This is a genomic window from Nostoc foliaceum FACHB-393, assembly GCF_014698505.1.
GTDB lineage: Bacteria > Cyanobacteriota > Cyanobacteriia > Cyanobacteriales > Nostocaceae > Nostoc > Nostoc foliaceum_A.
Genome location: NZ_JACJTD010000043.1, coordinates 17321 through 37827, shown reverse-complemented (window position 1 = coordinate 37827; position 20507 = coordinate 17321). Strand labels below are relative to the sequence as shown.

16 protein-coding genes are annotated in these 20507 nt (G+C 42.8%); 10 read left to right on the top strand and 6 right to left on the bottom strand.

All coding sequences use genetic code 11. The annotated features are described in order from the left end of the window. The first annotated feature begins 27 nt into the window (after positions 1 to 27). Positions 28 to 2016, top strand: a complete 1989-nt coding sequence (locus H6G92_RS26980; RefSeq protein WP_190897952.1) for an ABC transporter ATP-binding/substrate-binding protein — start codon at positions 28 to 30, stop codon at positions 2014 to 2016. Here the strand turns inward: H6G92_RS26980 and H6G92_RS26975 are convergent. After that, entirely contained in the window at positions 2013 to 2348 is a 336-nt protein-coding gene (locus H6G92_RS26975; protein ID WP_242059320.1) for a hypothetical protein, read from the bottom strand. The two genes, H6G92_RS26980 and H6G92_RS26975, sit on opposite strands and share 4 nt — an antisense overlap. A gap of 79 nt (positions 2349 to 2427) precedes the next feature. Between H6G92_RS26975 and H6G92_RS26970 the strand changes: the two genes are divergently transcribed. The 7 genes from H6G92_RS26970 to H6G92_RS26940 all read left to right on the top strand — a co-directional run bounded on the left by H6G92_RS26970 (position 2428) and on the right by H6G92_RS26940 (position 11665). Continuing rightward, positions 2428 to 3276 carry a nitrate ABC transporter ATP-binding protein gene (locus tag H6G92_RS26970; RefSeq protein WP_190897949.1) on the top strand — a complete coding sequence of 283 codons (849 nt, stop codon included), beginning with the start codon at positions 2428 to 2430 and terminating at the stop codon, positions 3274 to 3276. Between the two features lie 198 nt (positions 3277 to 3474). Next, the gene (locus tag H6G92_RS26965; RefSeq protein ID WP_190897947.1) at positions 3475 to 4977 is read left to right on the top strand and encodes a NarK family nitrate/nitrite MFS transporter; all 1503 of its coding nucleotides are present in this window, start codon (positions 3475 to 3477) and stop codon (positions 4975 to 4977) included. Between the two features lie 182 nt (positions 4978 to 5159). Next, positions 5160 to 7400 (top strand): molybdopterin oxidoreductase family protein, encoded by a 2241-nt coding sequence (locus H6G92_RS26960; RefSeq protein WP_190897943.1) that lies wholly within the window; start codon positions 5160 to 5162, stop codon positions 7398 to 7400. A 277-nt stretch (positions 7401 to 7677) separates the two neighbouring features. After that, positions 7678 to 8130: a phosphate-starvation-inducible PsiE family protein gene (locus H6G92_RS26955; RefSeq protein ID WP_190897940.1), complete on the top strand. Its 453-nt coding sequence runs from the start codon at positions 7678 to 7680 to the stop codon at positions 8128 to 8130. Between the two features lie 406 nt (positions 8131 to 8536). After that, entirely contained in the window at positions 8537 to 8989 is a 453-nt protein-coding gene (locus H6G92_RS26950) for a nitrate reductase associated protein (protein ID WP_190897937.1), read from the top strand. Between the two features lie 185 nt (positions 8990 to 9174). After that, positions 9175 to 9777 carry a DJ-1/PfpI family protein gene (locus H6G92_RS26945; protein ID WP_190897935.1) on the top strand — a complete coding sequence of 201 codons (603 nt, stop codon included), beginning with the start codon at positions 9175 to 9177 and terminating at the stop codon, positions 9775 to 9777. A 505-nt stretch (positions 9778 to 10282) separates the two neighbouring features. Further along, complete coding sequence (locus tag H6G92_RS26940) at positions 10283 to 11665, top strand: PrsW family glutamic-type intramembrane protease (RefSeq protein WP_190897933.1); 1383 nt, start codon at positions 10283 to 10285, stop codon at positions 11663 to 11665. Positions 11666 to 11989: 324 nt separating this feature from the next. On the opposite strand, the gene H6G92_RS26935 is transcribed toward H6G92_RS26940, so the two are convergent. The 4 genes from H6G92_RS26935 to ndhM form a co-directional block, all read right to left on the bottom strand. Beyond that, positions 11990 to 12637 (bottom strand): hypothetical protein, encoded by a 648-nt coding sequence (locus H6G92_RS26935; RefSeq protein WP_190897931.1) that lies wholly within the window; start codon positions 12635 to 12637, stop codon positions 11990 to 11992. A 146-nt stretch (positions 12638 to 12783) separates the two neighbouring features. Beyond that, positions 12784 to 14364, bottom strand: a complete 1581-nt coding sequence (locus H6G92_RS26930; protein ID WP_190897928.1) for a CHAT domain-containing protein — start codon at positions 14362 to 14364, stop codon at positions 12784 to 12786. Positions 14365 to 14510: 146 nt separating this feature from the next. Beyond that, entirely contained in the window at positions 14511 to 16781 is a 2271-nt protein-coding gene (locus H6G92_RS26925; RefSeq protein WP_190897925.1) for a protein phosphatase 2C domain-containing protein, read from the bottom strand. 732 nt (positions 16782 to 17513) lie between these two features. Further along, positions 17514 to 17873 carry an NAD(P)H-quinone oxidoreductase subunit M gene (gene ndhM / locus H6G92_RS26920; RefSeq protein ID WP_190897922.1) on the bottom strand — a complete coding sequence of 120 codons (360 nt, stop codon included), beginning with the start codon at positions 17871 to 17873 and terminating at the stop codon, positions 17514 to 17516. 889 nt (positions 17874 to 18762) lie between these two features. On the opposite strand from ndhM, the gene H6G92_RS26915 reads away from it, so the two are divergent. Both H6G92_RS26915 and H6G92_RS26910 read left to right on the top strand, forming a co-directional pair. Beyond that, positions 18763 to 19047, top strand: coding sequence for an Npun_R1517 family heterocyst differentiation transcriptional regulator (locus H6G92_RS26915; protein ID WP_190897918.1), 285 nt, complete (start codon positions 18763 to 18765; stop codon positions 19045 to 19047). Positions 19048 to 19450: 403 nt separating this feature from the next. Further along, complete coding sequence (locus H6G92_RS26910; RefSeq protein ID WP_190897916.1) at positions 19451 to 19666, top strand: hypothetical protein; 216 nt, start codon at positions 19451 to 19453, stop codon at positions 19664 to 19666. Here H6G92_RS26910 and H6G92_RS26905 read toward each other — a convergent pair. Then, positions 19659 to 20354: a response regulator transcription factor gene (locus H6G92_RS26905; RefSeq protein WP_190897914.1), complete on the bottom strand. Its 696-nt coding sequence runs from the start codon at positions 20352 to 20354 to the stop codon at positions 19659 to 19661. The two genes, H6G92_RS26910 and H6G92_RS26905, sit on opposite strands and share 8 nt — an antisense overlap. Positions 20355 to 20507: the final 153 nt, after the last annotated feature.

Here is a 20507-nt window from a genome sequence, read left to right as displayed (position 1 = left end):
TACGAATTACGAATTACGAATTAACAAATGACTACTTTTGTTGAAGTTGACCACATTGACCGTGTATTTGAACTTCCGAATGGCGGCAAATATATTGCTCTAAAAAACATTGAATTGAAAATCCAAGAAGGGGAATTTGTTTCTCTAATTGGACATTCTGGTTGTGGTAAATCTACTTTGCTCAACATCATTGCAGGTTTAGATAGAGCAAGTGTTGGAGGTGTGACTTTAGAAGGGCGAGAAGTTAGAGAACCCAGTCCAGATCGGATGGTTGTGTTTCAAAACTACTCTTTGCTGCCTTGGTTAACAGTACGGGAAAATATCGCCTTAGCTGTGGATGAAGTGTACAAGGATAAGCCCAAAGGCGATCGCAGAAGCATCATCGAAGAACATATTGATATGGTGGGGCTGCGTCTGGCGGTGAATAAACGTCCTAGCGAGTTATCTGGGGGAATGAAACAACGGGTAGCGATCGCTCGCGCCTTAGCAACTCGTCCCAAGTTATTACTGCTAGACGAACCCTTTGGAGCGTTGGATGCCCTAACACGGGGTAGTTTGCAAGAACAACTGATGAAAATCTGCAACGAACACAACGTTACTTGCGTGATGGTGACACACGACGTAGATGAAGCGCTTTTGTTGAGCGATCGCGTCGTCATGCTCACTAATGGCCCAGAAGCTCACATCGGGCAAATCCTCGAAGTGCCAATCCCTCGCCCGCGTCAACGCTTGGAAGTCGTCAAACATCCCAGCTATTACAGTCTGCGGAATGAAATGATTTACTTCCTCAACCAACAAAAGCTGGTTAAGAAACGCAAAGCACAGCAGACTTCAGCACCAGTAGCCATATCCCGCAACGGCTTAGAAAAAGTCAATTTAGAAATTGGCTTTATGCCTCTGACTGATGCTGCACCTTTAATCGTTGCTCAAGAAAAAGGCTTCTTTGCCCAGTACGGTTTAGAAAATATCACCCTCACTCGTGCAAATAGCTGGAAGGAAATAGCTCAAGGGGTTGTTACTGGCAAATTAGATGCAGCCCAAATGTTGGCGGGAATGCCCTTAGCCCTAACTTTGGGTGCTGGTGGTAAAAAACCAATTCCTATAATCAATGCCCTAAATATCTCTCGCAATGCGAACGCCATCACCTTAAGCAAAAGATTGTATAGCCAAGGTGTCAGAAATCTGGCTGACTTAAAAACAGCAATTAACGCTGCTCCAGACCAAATTCTTACTCTGGGTGTAGCTCACTCTAGTTCAATGGTGAACTTAATCCTGCGTTATTGGCTGGCGGCTGGCGGCATCGATCCCGATAGAGATGTCAGCTTAACGGTGATTCCACCAATGGAAATGGTTTCTCAACTCAAAGCCGGAAATATTGACGGTTACTGTGCTGGAGAACCTTGGAATTATATTGCTGTTCATCAAGACTTAGGCTTTGTTGCCGCCACAGCTTTGGAAATTTGGTCAGGACAGCCGAAAAAAGTTTTAGGAGTGCGGGAAGATTGGGCGCAGAAATATCCAGAAACTTATCTTGCTCTGCTTAAAGCACTGTTAGAAGCTTGTAAATACTGTGACGATTTCCGCAACCGGGAAGAAATTTTAGAAATAATCTGCCGTCCTGAGTACTTAGACATAGATCCTGTATATGTTCGTCCTGGTTTCGTCGATCGCTACGATCGCGGCGACGGTACAGAACCACAAGAATTCAAAGCGTACAACCAGTTTTATCTCAATCAAACCAATTATCCCAATCGCACTGAAATTTTGTGGATGGCCACTCAGATGGCACGTTGGGGTTTAACGCCCTTCCCAAAAAACTGGGTAGAGGTAATTGAAAGAGTCTGTCGCACAGATATATTTGGTGCTGCTGCCCGCGAACTCGGCTTACTCGATATCGGAGAAGATGACCCTGTTCACTTATTTGATGGGAAAGTTTTTAATCCATCAGAGCCGATAGAGTATCTCAAAAGCTTGGAAATCAAGCGGCAAATACGTATTGAAGAAGTATTTATTTAGTCATTGAGAAGGGAGGAGGCAGGAAAGACCGAGAAAGCAAGAAACTTCATTAATGAACCTTTGAACTCCATTAATGAGCCTTTGAACTCCATTAATGAGCCTTTGAACTCCATTAATGAACCTCTGAACTCCATTAATGAACCTCTGAACTTCATTAATGAGCCTTTGAACTCCATTAATGAGCCTCTGAACTCCATTAATGAACCTCTGAACTCCATTAATGAACCTCTGAACTCCATTAATGAGCCTTTGAACTCCATTAATGAACCTCTGAACTCCATTAATGAACCTCTGAACTCCATTAATGAACCTCTGAACTCCATTACTCTCAAATTTGTTTTGAACGATAGCTCATTCTTGAAAATCTATTTTCATCAGTTGTAATTAAAAATTGGTTGGTATAAATTCATTATGCAAACAGTAAACGGAATTAACAGCAAAACCCAAATCAATCAACTGCAAACGAAAAAAGCAGAAAATTTTTTGGTGATTGAAGGTGTAAGCAAAATTTATCCAACTTCTGAAGGCCCTTACACCGTACTGGATGGAGTTGACCTGAAAGTACGCGAAGGCGAATTTGTTTGCATAATCGGTCACTCTGGCTGTGGCAAATCAACTTTGCTTAACATGGTTTCCGGGTTTAACACTCCCACCGATGGTATTGTCCTGCTGCAAGACAAACCCATTACCGAACCAGGCCCCGACAGGATGATGGTGTTCCAAAATTATTGTCTACTGCCTTGGCTGAGTGTCTTTGATAACGTTTATCTCGCCGTTGATTCGGTGTTTCCTAAAAAACCCCAGGCAGAAAAACGGGCGATCGTCAGAGAACATTTGGCAATGGTGGGACTCACAGAAGCGGCTGACAAAAAACCCAATCAGCTTTCTGGTGGGATGAAACAGCGAGTTGCGATCGCTCGCGCCCTTTCCATCCGTCCGCAAGTCTTGATTCTCGATGAACCCTTTGGGGCATTAGATGCCATCACAAAAGAGGAATTACAAGAAGAACTCTTGCAAATCTGGCGTGAACATCAAGTCACCGTACTAATGATTACTCATGACATCGATGAGGCGCTTTTCCTCGCAGACAGAGTTGTGATGATGACTAACGGCCCATCTGCTCACATTGGTGAAATCCTGAATATTCCCTTCTCCCGCCCCCGCAATCGCCGCCGCATCATGGAAGACCCGGAATACTATAACCTGCGGAACTACGCTCTAGACTTCCTCTTCCGCCGATTTGCTCACGCTGATGAGTAACTACCGCTTCACGGAGTCATTGGTCAAGAGTAGACGCGATTAATCGCGTCTCTACAAGAACCAAGAGTCATTAATTACTGTCTTCCCTTACCTCCCCTGCCTCCCCTGCCTCCCCCTGCTCCCCCTACTCCCCCTGCTCCCTCATCTCCCCCTACTCCCCCTGCTTCCCTACCGTCCTCTTCAATTAGGAAGATTGCAATGCTTAAAGGATTATTTTCATTCAGCGATCGCTACCGCATCTTACATCAAACTTGGTTTGCCTTCTTTCTCACTTTTGTCTGTTGGTTTAACTTTGCTCCCTTCGCTACAACCATTGGCAAAGAGCTAAGTTTAGCACCAGAGCAAATCAAAACTTTGGGTATCTGTAACCTTGCTCTCACAATCCCTGCACGGCTCATTATTGGGATGCTTCTGGATCGTTTTGGCCCCAGAATCACCTACTCAATCCTGCTGATGTTTGCGGTAGTTCCTTGTTTAGCGACGGCGCTAGCGCAAGATTTTAATCAACTAGTTATCAGTCGTTTGCTGATGGGAATTGTCGGCTCTGGGTTTGTTGTGGGTATCCGCATGGTGGCGGAATGGTTCGAGCCGAAGGAGATGGGAATTGCTCAAGGCATTTATGGCGGTTGGGGTAACTTTGGGGCTTTTGGTGCAGAGTTTGCCTTACCGATACTTGCAGTTTCTACTAGCTTTTTCGCAGGTGGTGCTTCTAACTGGCGGTTTGCGATCGCACTTACAGGGATCATTGCTGCTATTTACGGCGTAATTTATTACAACAGCGTCCAAGATACACCCACTGGCAAAGTCTACAAGAAACCTAAGAAAAATGGTTCTCTAGAAGTCACGAGTATCAAAAGCTTCTGGGCGCTAATTGTCTCTAATTTTGGTTTGATTTTCGCTCTAGGTTTATTAGCTTGGCGCTTAGAACAAAAGAATATTCACTTCCTAACTTTGAGCCAAATGTATCTGGCTTGGTTGCTATTAGCAGGATTGTTTGCTTACCAAAGTTACCAAGCTTGGCAGGTAAACCGAGAACTTCTAAGTGGTAAAAAAACTTACGCTCCATCGGAACGCTTTCAATTTGGTCAAGTAGCTTTACTAGAATTCACTTACATAACTAACTTTGGTAGCGAATTGGCAGTTGTTTCCATGCTCCCGGCATTCTTTGAAAAAACCTTTGCTTTAGAGCATGTTGTCGCTGGGATGATTGCTGCTACCTATCCCTTCTTAAATTTAGTTTCTCGTCCCAGCGGTGGCTTAATTTCTGATAAATTTAGCTCGCGTAAATGGACAATGACAATAATCAGTGTCGGCATTGGTGTTAGTTATTTGATTGCCCATTTTATTAATAGTAGCTGGCCGATTCCGCTAGCGATCGCAGTTACAATGTTTGCCGCTTACTTTGCCCAAGCTGGCTGCGGTGCAACCTACAGCATCGTACCCATGATTAAGAAAGAAGCCACTGGACAAATTGCCGGCAACGTGGGAGCTTACGGTAATTTTGGCGGCGTGGTTTACCTAACAATTTTTAGCTTAACCGACGCTCCCACACTATTTACCACAATGGGTATAGCTGCACTAATCTGCGCTTTTATGTGTGCCTTCTTCCTCAAAGAACCAAAAGGCTCCTTTGCAGCTGCTTACGAAGGTGAATTACCAGAAACCGCAACTAAAAACCCTAAATTTTTAGCAGAAGAATAAACCTGTCATAAATTCTTATAGTTTGTAGCGAATAGACTCAAACAAACTTTGCGCTCGCTCCTCTGCGCTATACTCTGCGCCCCTCTGCGTTTAAATTTCACCCCTCAATTCACCACGATTTTACGCAAAGCTGTATTAACTTGCACTTTTCAAACAGTCGCTACATCTGAGGTTGCACAATCATGAGTGAATTTACCAAAACCCTTTGTCCTTACTGTGGTGTTGGCTGTGGTTTAGAAGTTTCACCCCCAGCCCAACATAACAAAGCAACTAATCGAGATAGTCAAGGTAATCCAATTTGGCGGGTGCGGGGCGATAAAGCTCATCCATCCAGTCAGGGTATGGTTTGCGTCAAAGGTGCAACGATCGCAGAATCTTTAGATAAAAATAGATTACATTACCCAATGGTGCGAGACTCGTTAGATCAAGAGTTTCGCCGCGTTAGTTGGGATGAAGCTTTTGATATCATCACGCAGCGCATTCAAACAGTACGCTTCACCCAAGGGCCAGAAGCCTTATGTATGTATGGTTCTGGTCAGTTTCAAACTGAGGATTATTACATAGCCCAGAAACTGATGAAAGGCTGTCTGGGTACTAATAATTTTGATGCCAACTCCCGTTTGTGTATGTCTAGTGCTGTGTCTGGCTATATTCAAAGCTTTGGCTCAGATGGCCCGCCCTGCTGTTACGAAGACTTGGAGTTAACTGACTGTGCATTTTTAATTGGCACTAATACCGCTGAGTGTCATCCCATCGTTTTCAATCGGCTGGCAAAATATCACAAAAAAAACCGCAAAGTCAAAATGATTGTGGTTGATCCCCGTCGCACGCCAACCGCAGAAGCCGCTGACTTGCATTTAGCCATTCGTCCCGGTACAGATATCGACCTGTTGAACGGCATTGCTCATTTGTTGATGCGCTGGGACTACATCGACACCATGTTTATGGAGGACTGCACTAGCAACTTTCCGGCTTATGCGGAAGTGATTCGCCACTATCCCCCAGAAATAGTAGCTCATCGATGTGGAATCAGCATTGAAGATTTAGAAACAGCAGCTCGCTATTGGGGTGAATCGCAGCGGGTACTATCTTTGTGGTCAATGGGTGTGAATCAATCCTCAGAAGGGACGGCTAAGGTAAGAACGATCATTAACCTGCACCTGATGACTGGACAGATTGGCAAACCTGGCGCTGGCCCTTTTTCCCTCACTGGTCAGCCAAACGCAATGGGAGGAAGAGAAGCTGGAGGTTTAGCGCATTTATTACCAGGTTATCGGGTGGTAAAAAATCCCCAGCACCGCGCAGAAGTTGAGGATTTTTGGGGACTCAAGCCAGGACAGATTTCGCCCAATCCCGGTTTGACTGCTTGGGATATGATTACTGGCTTAGAAAATGATGCTGTAGGGTTACTGTGGATTGCGGCTACTAATCCAGCTGTGAGTATGCCAGATTTAGAGCGGACGAAAAAAGCGTTATTGCGATCACCTTTCACTATTTACCAAGACGCATATTATCCTACAGAAACCTCTGCTTACGCTCACGTACTGTTACCAGCAGCCCAGTGGGGTGAAAAAACTGGTGTAATGACAAATTCTGAACGGGTGGTAACTTTGTGTCAAGCATTTCGCCAACCGCCAAGAGAAGCTAAAGCAGATTGGGAAATTTTTGCCGAAGTTGGACGGAGATTAGGTTTTGAAAAAGAATTTGCCTTTGCTAACTCTGCTGAAGTTTATGCTGAGTTTGTCAAACTAACTAAAAATCGCCCCTGCGAGATGACGGGTATCAGTCACGCGCAATTACAATCAGAAGGCCCAACTCAATGGCCCCATCCAGAAAAAAGTGATGAGTTAAGAGTTAGGAGTTATGAATTAGAATCTTCAACTCCAAACTCCTCACTCCAAACTTCAAATTCCAAAAGACTTTATACTGATTTGCGCTTTCACACCTCTGACGGACGCGCTCGATTTGGAGCATATTACTCAAAGGGATTGGCAGAACCACCCGACCCAGATTATCCTTTGGTGTTAACTACTGGAAGACTTTACGGACATTGGCATACGCAGACGCGCACCGGCCGGATTGAAAAAATTTGCAAAATGCATCCCGAACCGTTTATAGAAATTCATCCCCGTGATGCTGCTCGGTTAGGTATTGTAGATAGTATGTATGTAGAAGTGCGATCGCGTCGGGGTAAAGCTAAGTTTCCTGCTAAAGTCACAAAAGCGATCGCGCCTGGTACAGTTTTTGTCCCCATGCACTGGGGTTCGCTGTGGGCAGATAATGCCGAAGCCAACGCCCTCACCCATCCAGAATCTTGCCCCGATTCACTGCAACCAGAATTAAAAGCCTGTGCTGTGCAGCTGATACCAATCTCTGTAGAAGTTACAGCCAAAGATTATCAACTCCAGTCCTCACAATGGTAAGCTCCTAACTGTACCGCTTAAAAGGTAATTAATAATCACCAATAGGTAATTTAGTCAATAATCAATAGCCAATAGTGATTATCATTTTTTATGGCTCTCTACTATTGACCCATAGCAATTACCATATTTAAAGAGGTTAAATTTATAATAACCAGAAGTTTGACTAGCGTCGAGTTGAGCTATGGGAAAGAATAAAAATCAGATAGTATTACAAATCATCTTTTTTTAATCCTCTAGATTTATCTATAGGATTTTATTTTAAAGTTGGGTGCAGCAGATGAAAAAGTTACTGAGGCAAATTCTAGGAGCTACCAAAGATGAGAACTTCATGCACATCATTGAAAACATAGAGGTGCTAGTTTCTAAAGTTCTATCTATTTTCATGGTAATTGTAATTTTGGTAGCGATCGGGGATTTAGGAGTATTTATTCTTAAAGAATTATTTACAGCGCCCTATGCAAAGTTTAACACAACATTGTATAAAATATTTGGGCTATTTCTGAATATTTTAATTGCTTTAGAAATTTTAGAAAATATTACAGCTTATTTACGAAAACATGTTTTCCAAGTTGAATTAGTTATTGTCACATCTTTAATTGCTGTGGCCAGAAAAATTATTATTCTTGACTTAGAAAAAGTTGGAGGTATTGATATAATTGGTTTAGGAATTGCTATTCTCGCCCTGTCAATTAGTTATTTGATAATTCGTCTTAGTAATTCCAAAAATTAACTATTAAAAATAAATATTTAATAAGCTGTTGTCTGACATACAATTTAGTTAGATATAGGTTATTTTGATCACTTGGGAGATAATATATAGGAATCATATTTGATTTCTGAAAAAATCTAAGTATTTGTAGGGTGTGTTAGGCGTAAGCCGTAACGCACCAAAGCCTTAAGAATGGTGCGTTACGCTGTCGCTAACGCACCCTACGTATCTTTTCAAAAATTAAATACTAGTCCTATAGTATACTTAATACTTAACAGCAGCCTAAACTGTATTTTAGACAAATCATTAATGTGCGATCGCTAGTTAAGTCTTGTTTTTAATTCATAATTTATGTAACTTAAATATAAAAAATTATGGATGATTAAAAATCCTTAATTTAGAATGATTGAATTTTAAATACTTTCTTATGACAGAATTCTTTGAATTTGAAGCAGACTTTGTTGATTCCCTGCGCTGTATCCCCATGCAAGTGCGTTGCAATTTAGATACTTGTGGTATCAAGCTAAAATTGTCTGATTGGAATCAAATGACTACAGCCGAGCGTCAAGCTTTAGTCGAATTACCTTGCACTACAGAAACAGAAATTCAGTCTTACCGCGAACATATCCAGCAATTAATTTTACAACGCACAGGTATACCAGCTACAAAATTGCCCATCGAGCCACATCCTGCATGGCTTGACTCTGGCACTGTACCACCTAGCCTCCAGGAAAAAGCTCAAGAAATAGGTGTAACCCTGACACAGCAACATTGGGAAGCTTTAACGCCCTTACAGCGTTTTGCCTTGATTAAACTCAGCCGCCCAGGACACGAAAACAAAAACTTTAAGAGAGCGATCGCAGAATTTAATCTGCTTTAATTAGTCAATAGTCATTAACAGAAAAAATCTGTAGGGAGCATTACACTCCTCAAATGATACATTACAGCCCAGTTAGTGATGTAATGTATCAAAAATTTGCATATAGGCTAACGCCTAACATCGCTGACTCTAAATTAATATTTACTTTATACAACTATTGACTAATAGGTGAGGGTAACAAAAATATGGCTGCAAAGAAACTTTTGATGCTAGTTGGGGACTATGTAGAAGACTATGAAGTGATGGTTCCTTTCCAGGCATTGCAAATGGTGGGACACACTGTCCATGCAGTTTGCCCAGACAAAAAAGCTGGCGACAAGGTGCGGACAGCAGTTCACGATTTTGAAGGTGATCAGACTTATAGTGAAAAACCCGGTCACAACTTCACTTTAAATGCTACCTTTGCAGAAATAAAAGCCGAAACTTACGATGGCTTAGTCATTCCCGGAGGACGGGCACCAGAATATATCCGCCTGAATCAGCAGGTGCTAGAAATTACCCGTCACTTTGCCCAAACGAATAAACCGATTGCTGCCATCTGTCATGGCTTGCAGTTATTGGCAGCTGCCGATGTACTGCAAGGCAAGAGATGTACTGGCTACCCTGCTTGTAGTCCAGATGTCAAGAGTGCTGGAGGGATTTATGTCGATATCCCTGTTGATGAGGCAATAGTTGATGGTAACTTGGTGACAGCACCAGCTTGGCCTGCTCACCCTCATTGGTTGGCAGAATTCCTCACAGTACTTGGAACTAAGATTGAACACCCAGAACTGGCTACAGTTGTTTGAGGCAAGATACCGGAAATCTTTTGGTTCGATCTTCAGGGCAGTTTATTTCCCTACTCCTTGCTCCGAAGCGGCTTAGTCAATTAGCCCCTAGGGGGATCTTGCTACGCGTAGCGTCTCCTTTAGGAAAAGGGCTGTAGGGAGAAGAGCGTACTGGCTAACAACAGACCACCAAAAATTATATATTTTTGGAATAGAACTAAATGCAGTAAAAACTACTATTTTTGATAAATTGCCATAGGTTTAAGTTGTAGCTAGGATGTCAAGAGTACACCACAGATACAATCTGATTTATCCGTCTAATAAACCAAGTTTGGGACAAACTCTCAGTAAATGGAATACTTATTTACATTAGGTGAAAGAATTTAAAATTTTGCATTTAGAATTTTAAATTTCTTAGCAGTAAGTGAAGCTATAGTGGATTTAGCAATGCTGCTGTTAATGTGGCTAAGGTTAGTCCTGCTGCCAAATTATGTGAAGAATTAGTTTAGAAACGCACTTCTTATCGATGACAGGCAAACACGCAAGACATAATGCATTTCTGCGGCTAGTGTCTGGTAATGGGGCAGCTTTCGGATCAGAATCTCGCTACTCGCTGCCCCCCAGTAAAGAGATGGTAATTGGACGCGACCCCAGCTGCCAAGTTGTCTTGGATGCCATGATGTACCGAATGGTATCTCGTCGTCATGCAGTGGTTCGTCCCCTTTCTCTATCCCCAGATAGCAAATTCAGCTGGGTGCTTTGTGATTTGAATAGTGCTAATGGCACTTATTTGAATGGACAACGCTTGTATGAATGTCAGGAATTGCACCCAGGCGATCGCATTTCTCTCGGTGCTGATGGGCCGCAATACGTTTTTGAGTACGAGTTTACCTCACTCACCCCGGCAACGACACTTAACCAAGTTACACCATTACCTTCCGCGACAAATTACCACAGCCACACGCAATTAAAGCAGCCAGATTCTGTTAGCTTCACCCAGCTTTTTCCCATTATTTCCACTGGTAAAGATTTAACTCGTAAAGCTTACCTCATACCGGGAATACTGACCGTAATCTTTGTAGTGTTAATGTTTGCTACAGTCGGTCAACCCCAAGCTAATCAAGTTATCGTAGCAACTTACATTGCCTTCGCTGCCTACTATTTCGTTTACCAACTTTGCGGTAAACAGAAGCCTTGGTGGGTGCTAATGGCTGCGGCATTGAGTACAACGCTGATTTTGCTCAGTCCGCTGTTGGATCTATTTATCTTCGTGTTTCGCACCGTCCTACCTGGAAACTTGCCCTCACCCCAAGAATCTATTACGTTCACAGAGTTGCTGGTGCGGATGTTTTTTGGTGCTGGGTTGATGGAGGAATTACTCAAGGCATTACCTGTAATCGGCGCATATTTTATCGGCAGTGGATTACCTTCACCTTGGCGAGAACGTATTGGAGTCTTGGAACCTCTAGATGGTATTCTCCTGGGAACGGCTTCTGCTGTGGGCTTCACTCTATTGGAAACACTTGGACAATACGTGCCAGATATCACTCAAAATGTCACGCAACAGGTGGGTATAGGCGCTGCTGGCCAACTGGCGGGTTTACAACTACTAATTCCGCGAATTTTAGGCTCTGTAGCCGGACACATGGCTTATAGTGGCTACTTGGGTTATTTTATCGGGTTGGCTGTCCTTAAACCCAGTAGAAGTTGGCAAATTCTCTCTATTGGTTATCTTAGTGCCTCTGCTCTCCACGCTTTGTGGAATGCTACAGGATCAATCAATGCCTTACTGTTGGTAGTTGTTGGGGTATTATCTTACGCCTTTTTGATGGCGGCAATTCTCAAGGCACGGGCGCTGTCACCAACGCGATCGCAAAATTTTGCTACCCGATTTCTGGGCCCAAAATAAGAGATGGGGAGATGAAGGAGAACAACCAATGCCCAATGGCTCTTAAATATTTATCTCTTGGGATAGATGGCCTAATTAGAAAATCAGCGTACCGTAAATCTACTCTGGGTAACTATACCTAAAAAATAAAGATCATAAAACTTCTTGCAAAAGTCTTGATTTTCGACTCTTTCTTTGCCCCTCAGTGGAAGGCAAACCAACATCTTTGCAAGAGACGCCTCTGAACAGAGTGAACACAAAACGCGGGCTACGCGAACACAGCAGATAAAAATTTTAGCTTTCTCTACTTTTTCTATTTCCTGTCACCTGTCACCTGTTCCCTATTTATGATTCCGACTGAGACTTGTTGAGTTGAGTAAAAGCATAGGAAGCGATCGCTAAAGTAACCTTCGCTTTCTCTACTTCTGATAAAGCTGTCCACTCGCTATTTTTAAGATTACTGATGGCAGATGCCCCGTTTTGCGATTCGCTACTTCGCATAGCGTAAGTAAAAGGACGAGCCAAAACTAAAAGATCCTCTGTCCCCCAAGTTGGTAGTACTGTCTGAACACACTCAACCAGTTGTTCACCGATTGATTGCTGGGCAGCAAAAATTTCAGTAGCTTTGGTGGCGATGGTGTTGAGCAATGCTTGAGGCACACACGCTGCAAAAGTACTACATAATTTTTCTTGAAGGTTAAGCGCTAGTGCTTGTTGGGGATTGTGATTATAGCTCTCCCCAAGGGAGATACCAGACCAAAGTGTGTCTAGATGGCTGTAAAAATCTTGCGATCGCGTTATCAGTTCTTCCTCAAGCAAATCTTGCATTCCGAACTGTTGTTCTAATTCCTGAAAATAAGCTTCTGATTCTTCATCAGCTGGATTCCAGGGATAGGTAGCATCGTCTGGTTCCAGTAACGCTTCCAATAATTCTAAATCTACTTGAGATGGCAAAGAAGAGAAAGTGTCTGAGCCGTTAATTTTATTCGCCATTTTTTCTTACCTTATGATTATTTGGTGGTATTGACAGCTACAATTTCCAAGAAGAGATTTCCGCAAAAACATTTGATTTTTTCTTCGGGAAAAACAGATTTGAAAAGCTGATCTAAAGATTTAAATCGATTTATGCAATAGCTCTGCTAGGAGTCTTCAATCAGAAACTCCCAGGTTTCACCTCTGGCACTTCCAAACTTTAACTGCATTCCCGATTTCAATGGGACTTCCTCTCGGAGGATTTGTTGCCAACCATTAGGGCCTAAAAACCAAGTTGTCCCGTAGGTGGAAAAATCTTGCAAATAATAAGTTCGCACCAATGTAGCATCAGTAAGAGTATTGCGGCAAAAGATTTCGGCGTGACGTTTGGATACAGATGGTTCGGGAATGACAATATCATTATCTTTCGTGCGACCGATGCGGGTGACTCCATAACGCAACAACCAAGTTTTACCTTTTGGAGTGAGCGATCGTAAAGTTGCAGTAGGAAGCGGGGAACCTATATCAGGAATGGCTGTATCTGGTAGTTCCGTAATCCCTTCATCCAGATTTTTAATGAGTTCGCCATTAAAATCTGGATGCAGATAGAGAACAGGCAAAGTCCAAGCAGGTTGATTAAATTTATACAGTGTTAATAATTCTTGCCTAGCCTGGGCTACGGCTTCATCAATTGGCTTGTGCGATCGCAAAGCTTGGGTAAAAGCTTGAATAAAACTGTGGCTTTCGTGGTCTGCGATTTCATCGCGCATTCCCAAAACCGCAGGCACACCATGACGAATCAGAACTTCTGCTAAACTGCTGGCAGGTATAGCTTGATGATTGATAGCGGCTGGTTGTGCGCCCCAACAGGCATTAAAAACTGCTAGTTTCACACCTGTACGGGTCAATACTTGCGCCAATTCTATCCCATTCAGGGGCATGTTTGGCCGCAAAAACAGTAATCCTCCGTCTGGGTCTGGCAAACCATGTCCAGCGTAAAAGAAAACGTTGTATGCTTTGGTTTCTAATTCTTGAATTAACTCTTGTGGCGTTGGTTGTAGGAGTTGATTTACTATACAAGGTGCATATCTTTGGGAATTACCACCCACAGCCGTATCGGCAAGAGCTTGCTGTAATATAGCAGCTTCTTGTTCTAGTTGCAGCTTATCATCATGACCTAAAACCAGCAGGATACTTAAAGCCTGGTCAGTTCGCAAATACGGTAAGGGGTCAACTTCGCTGCTGGTGCGACTAAATAGCAAATCTTGGGAGAGAGACATAGCTGATTGACCAGGCTCACGCTGCATAATTTCCCAAGGGAGAGCGATTAGATCCGGGTCACGAATTTCCAGGCGAAAGCGCAAACGTGTATGCTGACCCATCGCAATCCCGCGACTGCGTTCTAGGCTACCAAGAATTTGCCCTTCGAATACCCAGCGCCATAAATTCATTCCCAAATATTGCATCAGACGACTGCTGTAAGGGCCAGTCGTCTGACTTGAAGGGGGTGAAATCCAATCTATGGGGAATGGGTTGGACTTTTGAGATGTTGAGCTTGGAGAAATATCTAAGCGACTATGACCAGCAAACATCTGTTGCCATTCTTGCCAGACTTGATTGAGTTCCACAGGCCATACACAGTCACGCAAAACGTAGCCACTGGGATAGGGAGCCTTGACCACCCAAATGGCGAAATTGTCAGTGCCAGTGTTTAAGAGACGGGCGATCGCCAAATTCAGGGATGGCATGGATTCATAAAAATAAAAACTAAAACAAATAATTTCAAATAACAATTCTCCAAAGTAAAAATTTTCTACTTTTTTACCTTGTAAGTTTTTTACTCTGATTGTTACTGTTATTATTCCAGGTTTTTACCAGTTTATCGAGTATTTGATTAAGTTGGACTAGTGTCAGGTGATTGATTAACTGGCGGTTGCGTGACGGTTCTACATGGACTTGGTGCATCTGGTTGTAAAACCGTTACACCAAAGCGTTTCAGTTGGGATAAGTCCAGCAATACTGTTTCCGGCAAAGGTTTTGAATTAGGTGGAACTGAGGAAATTACTGCTGGATTATTAGTATTCGCTGGAGTTTCCGTGCTTTTATTGCCACAGACTCGCATAGACACCGAAAAATTAACAGAAGCAGGGTTGGGATTTGGTTTTGTGTTGATAACTTCTAAAAAAGCTCCAGGGGGAAGTGATTGGTTGTTTCCCAAGGAGATTGGATTGTTGGTTTTAATTACCCAGCCAGGAGAAAGATTAGCAAGGGATCGCGGTGCGGGTGTCGCTTCTATGGCAGGGTTTTGAGTTTGTAATGGATTGGAAAAAACTGGCAAGGCTCCTGATGGCGATCGCAGTTGCTTGACGAATAATCCTAAAGAACCTGCTGCTACCACAAATATTAACGGAACAATCCACTGTAGCGGTAAACTGCGCGTTTTAGCAGGCTCAGTGTCTGGAATCACCTGAGTTTTGTGGTTTGGGCTGCCTAAAAGTGTCGCATCTGTCGTTCTGGATGCAAAATCAACAGTTTTGGCAGAATAACTTTCTGGAATGATGGCTTTGATGGTGATTTCTGGTTCCCAGTATTGGACTTGATAGTGGACTAAAGCGATGGTGACATTATCGTGTCCATTCTTAGTGTTAGCGATTTCGATTAATCTATCCGCAACATTCGCTATATTTGCTTCCCCAACTAAAATCGGCAAAATTTCTGTTTCCCAGTATTCCTCCACCCGATCAAAATCACTCAAACCATCGGATGTCAGCAGAAAAACAGCATCTTCGTCGAGCATAAACCGTGCTGATGTGGGATGCAATGAAGTGCTGGGCCCCATGCCCAAAGCCTGGACGAGAGAGCCAGCAGCACTTTGTTGTACAGCCTCGCGGTAAATGGCATAGCCTAGCCGCACCTCACGGGAAGCAACATCATCATCGAGGGTAACTTGATAACAGCCGTGGCGGGTAATCCAGTAAGCACGACTATCGCCAACGTGGGTAATGTACATTTCGTGAGCAACAGGCAATGCCATGACTAAAGTTGTGCCCATTCGCTGCCGCCCTTGGCGATTTTCACTGTCATTGCGCTGACTAATTTTGTCATTGGCAATTGCCACTGCCTTTTCTAGGTCATTAAGCAGCAATGAAGGGTCTATGTGGTCGTAGGGAACTTTTGTTAGTTGCTGTACCTGTTGCTGGATCGTTTCAATGGCTAAATTTGATGCGACATTGCCACCTTCGTGTCCACCGATGCCATCACAGACAATTGCTAAGGCTGTTGGCTGGGGTGGTTTGCTCACCAGAGTTCCACTGGGAGGGCTACAAGCGTCTTCGTTACGTTGGCGACTTGGCCCAGTGTCGGTTTTGGTGATAATTTTGATCGTAGGTGTTTGCGATCGCCCTAATTGTGCCAGTCCGCTATCTAAAATTCCGATTAATTGATCGGTTGAATTAATCTTCCCCTGAATTAAGGAAAGGCTAACCTGATCAACAAATTCAACTATGGCTGGTTTAGAATAACTAACTAACTGCTGCCAGAATTCACCTAATTGGGTCAATTCTGGTGATTTTGCAGCGTCGAAACGCAATTCCAATAAACGTACTAATGATCCTTCTACCCGTAATACAGATGAGTCAAGCAAGCTAGAGGCAACACCTTCACTCACAAGAGGTTGCCATAGATGAGCTATTTGCCATAACCAATTTAGTTGGCGCATCGATGTCGCATCACGCCAAGCGACCGTTAACTCGCTGCCCAAATGCACTTGTTGGATGCTGTCATCTACTAATAGTGGCGGTTTTTCTAAGAGTAATATTTCTCGCTGGGAGGGACCATCAGCGAGAAAAAGTATTCCATATACCTGCGGTACGTGTAAACGGTAGGGAATCAGTCGCAGGTAAGCTTTTAGAGGTTGTAAATTATCTAACTCAGGTGTTAGCGCTAATAAACCAGGCTTCGTATCTAAGAGAACAAATTTATCAAGGACTAAATAGCGATCGGCTAATATTTCTCCAGGACTACCCACACTCGGGCCATCTACCACAGCCCAGAGGTAATTTTTGGGTAAGGGCGTGGAACATCGCTGGCAAAACTTGTGAGTCAGGGGGTTGGCAGCCTGACAATTTTCATTTGGACAGTAGAGCGTTGCCGCGTCATTTTCCATAGTTTTCGCACCGATCAGCGATTGGCAATTTCTTTAACAGCATTATTAGGGACAATCTAGACCGCTCATCTTTCTTAAACTTGACATACCCAGACTTTAGATGATGATTTTAGCTGGCGGATATCAGCAGGTGCTAATACTTACTTATCCAAAGAATACGCTCCTAAGTCAACCCTACAGCCTCATCATAGCCTCTATTGCTCTGTGACTCTTCATCGCCAAAGCAACGAACTCCAACCCTGTTACCAAAGCATAACCCAAGCGTAGTGCGCTATTTGCTTTTACTGAATTACCCCATCATCAAGAGACAGATAATCTTGGTATTTATTTAGTTTATAAGTAGGATAGCAACAATTAACTTTAATTAAGAATTAAGATAACTAAATACACTTTTAGCAAAAGTACCTGACGCATGAAGTGGCTTTAAAAATCTCGTAATCTCGTTTCCAGGCTCTAAGAAGGAAATGCTCTTTGAGGAGGTCGCAAAGCCTCACAGAGGGCATTTACAGCCTCTTGCTGGGAACGAGATACTAATCAAAATAGCTGTAAGTTGGCACAGAAAGGTTCATCTGACTTTTCACGATATCTGGAAACCTTTCTCCGACAAAGAGCAAGACTTGAATTTTCTCCCTTCCCGATGCGGGAAGGGGGTTAGATTTTTCGTGGACTTTTCCAGATGACCTGAATTGTCAGAAAGGTTCAGCCAGATCGCTTCGCTACTAACTCATTTGCTTATTGTTTGTCGTCAATTGCAACTTGGGGAACTCCCATGCTGTAGTTGGTAACGCGGGCAGAGAGATTGTAGCTGATTTCGCCGACTTGCAGGAGCGATCGCAGATAATGCTCTAAGTCTGACCCAACACGGCGTAAGTTATAGTCTGTGAGGTCTGCGCCACTAGATGCTTCTACTAGTTCATCAAATTTTCGATAAACTTTTTGCAGCGCATCTTCATTCCAGTTAAATTCGTTATCTGGGTCAATATCTAACGTTAAGACCTGTTCACTAGGAACCAGTTCGCCATCCCGGTTAATTTCACCTGCAAAAATGCGGACATGCCGGGTTGTGGACTTGAGCAGCATCGGGTTATCCATAAAAGGGTGTAAGATTTGGGTGGATTACACTGAAATTATTGTAAACGCTATATCTGAGCTTGAATGCTCTCAATTTACAAGCTTTGAACGCAATTTCAAAAGGGTATATTGAATGGGCATAAGTAAAAATATCATCTGTACTGTTTAACTTACTACTTCTGTTAGGAGTTGAAGACAAAACGATCTACTAGTACTGACAGTAGTCCAAATATTTTTCTGTAAAAATTGCTGACTAGGTGTTTTCATTTGGGGTATATAAACAAGTCAAAGCGGTGTACTAATCTTACCTACGGCTAAAATTTTTGTACTCAATCAAGCGCAAAACGCAGTAGGGTGAAGCACTTGGTAGGAATAATTTGATCTGTGTACATTTTGTTATGAGGAACATAAATTTTTACCTTAATAATTATGCCGATCAATTTCTCCAGAATTTTCTATTGAAAAAAACGTACACCAAGTAATTTTACTGAATACCGCTACATCTACCTCTGGCTTTAATAAACTGAAAAAAATTAAGCGGTTTTACTTACGTATAAACACCAAATTTAAAGTAACAAGTCAAACTGTTCTTGACGTTAACATAAAGTTGATGTAAAAACCTTTAAAAAGGTCGAACAACTTCTTACAGAAACTTTATTGTGTAGAATCTTAAAAACTGAATAATAGTTATGGCTTACCATAAGCTACATCTGGCACAGGAACACCAAAATCTAGACAGTGAAAATCTAGCTTGAAAATAAAACACAGGAGAGTGAAATGGAATACAAAGGTGATTGATGAAGAAAAATTCTTAATTCAAGCACTTTGGATTCAAAAAAGATATAAAGAATTTTGCTGGACATCTACCTCCTTACCCTCATGACCACCAAGTAAAGGAATCTCAATAGCTATGAACTCCAAAGCATTACCACGCCAGATAAATAATCTCGAAGTAGGTGTTTATGAGTGCGAAATCCATCTCAAATTTCGGTTGATTGAGGAAAAGAGTCTACTGGGCGATCGCGAGCAACTCTTACAGGTGCTACTTGATGCTTTAACTGAGGGTTCTGATGACTTTCTAGAGACGCTGCAAGCGTCCGTGAAAGCGCAGGAAGTATCTGAGTTTAAAGCCTCACCTCAAATGCGACGCCAGCTAATGCGCTTGCGTAATGCTGCTGAAAATCCACAAGCTTAAAGGTATGATTTAAGTAGTGAAAAAACATGAATTGGGCATCAAATCAAATGTTGATCCCATGCATCGTTGCAATAAAAACTAAGCAGCAAGTAGAATTCATAAAATATTGTGATTTCTACTTTGTGAAAGTCTTATTTAGCAGCACAAAGTCCCAGGAATTGTTTCCTCTATTAAAAACTTTGTAGCAAAGGGTACTGGTAGAATCTAAGAGCAAATTCAGCCGGGTGCATTTTACCGAGTTTTTATCAAAACATTACAGGAAGAACAAAACCCTGTGTCTTTACAGATGGGGAATTGGACAACAGGCGCGAATCCAATGAAAACCTAAAAGACCAAAGTAAAAATAAATAACCTTACTTTTAGCTTTTTGCTTTAGCTAAGTGCCTGATTTGCTGAAATACTTATGTTTTATCTATTACTGGTAATAGGTTATGGTTTAGCAGCCACTTACCTATTACCACTTACCCACAATCAAAAGAAGATTTATTTGACGAAGAGGACGCAAAGAGTGGGAAAGGCGGGGAGAGAAGAGGCAGGGAGAGCATCAAAGACAAGTGGACAAGGGGACAAGGTGAATAACCATGCCCAATGCCCCGCAGCCCAAAGACTCTCTATTTAGCTAGACCGTGTTCTAAAGCAAAACGAACTAACTCTGTACGGCTATTGGTGCCAGTTTTACTAAACAAACGGCTGACGTACTTTTCTACATTGCGGACACTGGTTTCTAAGCGACGGGCGATTTCTTTGTTCATCAATCCTTCAGCGACCAAATTTAGAACACTTTGTTCTCTGGGAGTCAAATCAATTTTGAAAGGGGCTGGCGATTGGGAAATAGCATTTCTTTGAGTTAACAATGCCTTAATTTGGGCAATCTGATTGGCCAATTCAGCAAGATCAGGGGTTTCAACCTCATCTCCCGTAGTTGGAGTTTTAGCGGCGCGGCGGGCTAGCAAATTTTCGACTATAGCCACTAACTCATCTGGGTCAAAGGGTTTGGGAAGATAGGCATCAACACCAGCATGATAGCCTTGGATGCGATCGCCTGTCATACCTTTAGCAGTTAAAAACACTACCGGCAGTGCTTGAAATCGGGGGTCTTCTCGCAGTTGCTTGAGGAACTGATAGCCATCCACCTGGGGCATCATGACATCGGAAATCACTAAGTCAGGTGTATTCATCTGCATCCATTCCCAACCTTCAACGGCGTTACTGGCGACTTGAACGCTGAAACCGCTCTCTTGCAAATAGTCTTTCACGGCTTCCCGTATTCCTGGTTCATCATCCACCAGTAACAATTGTGCTGACATTTAAAATTCCCTTGAGTTTTCCTTTTTCCAATTTAGCGAAAGTTGGTAGGCATTGAACAACCTGAATTCGCCTCTACCGTCCCGAAAGCTTTTATGATGGGCTGCTATTAACGCAGCGTCTCGTTAGAGAAAGACACATAGACACGTTCGCGG

What these genes read in the sequence shown, in the direction of transcription:
- H6G92_RS26980 (WP_190897952.1), top strand. Translation starts at nt 28, where the DNA reads ATGACTACTTTTGTTGAAGTTGACCACATTGACCGTGTATTTGAACTT.
- H6G92_RS26970 (WP_190897949.1), top strand. Translation starts at nt 2,428, where the DNA reads ATGCAAACAGTAAACGGAATTAACAGCAAAACCCAAATCAATCAACTG.
- H6G92_RS26965 (WP_190897947.1), top strand. Translation starts at nt 3,475, where the DNA reads ATGCTTAAAGGATTATTTTCATTCAGCGATCGCTACCGCATCTTACAT.
- H6G92_RS26960 (WP_190897943.1), top strand. Translation starts at nt 5,160, where the DNA reads ATGAGTGAATTTACCAAAACCCTTTGTCCTTACTGTGGTGTTGGCTGT.
- H6G92_RS26955 (WP_190897940.1), top strand. Translation starts at nt 7,678, where the DNA reads ATGAAAAAGTTACTGAGGCAAATTCTAGGAGCTACCAAAGATGAGAAC.
- H6G92_RS26950 (WP_190897937.1), top strand. Translation starts at nt 8,537, where the DNA reads ATGACAGAATTCTTTGAATTTGAAGCAGACTTTGTTGATTCCCTGCGC.
- H6G92_RS26945 (WP_190897935.1), top strand. Translation starts at nt 9,175, where the DNA reads ATGGCTGCAAAGAAACTTTTGATGCTAGTTGGGGACTATGTAGAAGAC.
- H6G92_RS26940 (WP_190897933.1), top strand. Translation starts at nt 10,283, where the DNA reads ATGACAGGCAAACACGCAAGACATAATGCATTTCTGCGGCTAGTGTCT.
- H6G92_RS26935 (WP_190897931.1), bottom strand. Translation starts at nt 12,637, where the DNA reads ATGGCGAATAAAATTAACGGCTCAGACACTTTCTCTTCTTTGCCATCT.
- H6G92_RS26930 (WP_190897928.1), bottom strand. Translation starts at nt 14,364, where the DNA reads ATGCCATCCCTGAATTTGGCGATCGCCCGTCTCTTAAACACTGGCACT.
- H6G92_RS26925 (WP_190897925.1), bottom strand. Translation starts at nt 16,781, where the DNA reads ATGGAAAATGACGCGGCAACGCTCTACTGTCCAAATGAAAATTGTCAG.
- ndhM (WP_190897922.1), bottom strand. Translation starts at nt 17,873, where the DNA reads ATGGATAACCCGATGCTGCTCAAGTCCACAACCCGGCATGTCCGCATT.
- H6G92_RS26915 (WP_190897918.1), top strand. Translation starts at nt 18,763, where the DNA reads ATGAACTCCAAAGCATTACCACGCCAGATAAATAATCTCGAAGTAGGT.
- H6G92_RS26910 (WP_190897916.1), top strand. Translation starts at nt 19,451, where the DNA reads ATGTTTTATCTATTACTGGTAATAGGTTATGGTTTAGCAGCCACTTAC.
- H6G92_RS26905 (WP_190897914.1), bottom strand. Translation starts at nt 20,354, where the DNA reads ATGTCAGCACAATTGTTACTGGTGGATGATGAACCAGGAATACGGGAA.